Below are 2,451 nucleotides of genomic sequence, written 5' to 3' on the forward strand. Positions count from 1 at the left end.
CCCAACAGCCACGCGACCCCGAACCCCGAAGGGAACGACGCCACGCGACCGGAGGTTAGTACTCATCCGTTCGGCTCTTACGGTACGCCGCCGGTACGGGAATATCCACCCGTTCATCCATTCGACTACGCCTGTCGGCCTCGCCTTAGGACCCGACTCACCCAGGGACGATGAACGTGGCCCTGGAACCCTTGGTCATCCAGCGGACGGGATCTTCACCCGTCTCTCGCTACTCATGTCTGCATTCTCACTCCCATGAAGTCCACGGCGCGTTCACACGGCCGCTTCGCCCCTCATGGGACGCTCTCCTACCCAGTACAAAATACTGCCGCGTCTTCGGTGGTGTGCTTGAGCCCCGCTACATTGTCGGCGCGGAACCACTAGACCAGTGAGCTGTTACGCACTCTTTCAAGGATGGCTGCTTCTGAGCCAACCTCCTGGCTGTCTATGCGACTCCACATCCTTTCCCACTTAGCACACGCTTCGGGACCTTAGACGACGATCTGGGCTGTCTCCCTCTCGACGACGGAGCTTATCCCCCGCCGACTCACTGCCGGAATACACATCCACGGTATTCGGAGTTTGGCTGCTATTGGTACCCGACACGGGCCCGCAAGCATCCAGTAGCTCTACCCCCGCGATGCAATCAACCGACGCTGCACCCAAATGCATTTCGGAGAGAACCAGCTATCACGGAATTTGATTGGCCTTTCACCCCTAGCCCCAAGTCATCCCCCCGGTTTTCAACCCAGGTGGGTTCGGTCCTCCACGCGGTCTTACCCGCGCTTCAACCTGCTCAGGGCTAGATCATCCCGCTTCGGGTCCAGGACACGCGACTCAAACGCCTTTTAAGACTCGCCTTCGCTACGCATACCCCACACGGGTTATGCTCGCCACATGCCACTGACTCGCAGACTCATTTTTCGATAGGCACGCCGTCACCCCACAAAAGGGCTCCGACGGATTGTAGGCGCACGGTTTCAGGAACTCTTTCACTCCCCTCCCGGGGTGCTTTTCACCTTTCCCTCACGGTACTGGTACGCTATCGGTCAGACAGGTATGCTTAGACTTACCCCACGGTCGGGGCCGATTCACACGGGATTCCACGAGGCCCGCGCTACTTGGGACACATGATCGGAAGACGGCAAGCTTCCAGGTACGGGGCTGGCACCCTCTGCGGCCAGGCCTTCAAGCCTGTTCCCCTGGCAAGCCGTTTTATGACTCCCGCCCGGTCCGTCGGAACCGGGACACACGCTCCCGCAACACCACGAACGCAACCCCCGACGGGTATCACGCGCCCATGGTTTGGTCTGATCCGCTTTCGCTCGCCACTACTCACGGAGTATCCCTTCCTGCAGGTACTGAGATGTTTCACTTCCCTGCGTACCCCCGGAACAACAAGGTTCCGTGCCGGCCCATGACGGCCGGCGGGTTGCCCCATTCGGAAATCCTCGGATCGAAGCCATGTTGGAGGCTCCCCGAGGCTTATCGCATCCTCAAACGTCCTTCATCGGTACTGTCTGCCAAGGCATCCACCATACGCCCTTCAGGGCGGCACACGCCCCGAAAAACCGTAATGATAGCTTCAAACGCCAGACGACAAATCATCACACTGTAAAAAATGATCACAAAACGATCGATCTCGAAACCAGACTCCAAAAAAGAAGCCTGGCGAAATCGCGATAAAGCAAACGATGACATCACATCATCGCATTGCTCGCGTCCACTATCCAGTTCTCAAACCACCACGCGCCCCGACCGGACCCGACCCGCGGCCCGCAAGGCCGACGGCGTCCCGCCAGGGGCATCCGGAAAACCGCACGCACCCAAAACGGATGCGGGTGGCGGTCCGGGAACCCAAAAGCATATCCGCACCGCTCCCCGCCGGCCCCCAAGGACCCGCGAAGCCAACGATCTCTTCCACACCAGCACGCCCACGCCAAACCGGGAACCATCCCCGGCGCATGGGCCACACGACGGACGCCGGACCGGCGTCCTGAAAAACTCCGTAGAAAGGAGGTGTTCCAGCCGCACCTTCCGGTACGGCTACCTTGTTACGACTTAGTCCCAATCACGAGCCTCACCTTAGACGGCTCCATCCCACAAGGGGTTAGGCCACCGGCTTCGGGTGCTGCCCACTTTCATGACTTGACGGGCGGTGTGTACAAGGCCCGGGAACGCATTCACCGCGACGTTGCTGATTCGCGATTACTAGCGACTCCGCCTTCACGGAGTCGAGTTGCAGACTCCGATCCGAACTGAGACCGGTTTTCAGGGATCCGCTCCACGTCGCCGTGTCGCATCCCGTTGTACCGGCCATTGTAGCATGCGTGAAGCCCTGGACGTAAGGGGCATGATGATCTGACGTCATCCCCACCTTCCTCCGAGTTGACCCCGGCGGTCCCCCGTGAGTTCCCGGCATAATCCGCTGGCAACACGGGGCGAGGGTTG

2 rRNA genes are annotated in these 2,451 nt (G+C 59.9%); both read right to left on the bottom strand.

The features are described 5' to 3' along the window. Positions 1-1,559 (bottom strand): 23S ribosomal RNA (locus tag AB5Z01_RS13610); the annotation flags it as partial. Between the two features lie 453 nt (positions 1,560-2,012). Continuing rightward, positions 2,013-2,451, bottom strand: a 16S ribosomal RNA gene (locus AB5Z01_RS13615); the annotation flags it as partial.

This window comes from Ruminococcus sp. RTP21359st1_H3_RTP21359_211015, assembly GCF_040909065.1.
In the GTDB taxonomy this organism is placed as follows: Bacteria; Bacillota; Clostridia; order Oscillospirales; family Ruminococcaceae; genus Hominimerdicola; species Hominimerdicola aceti.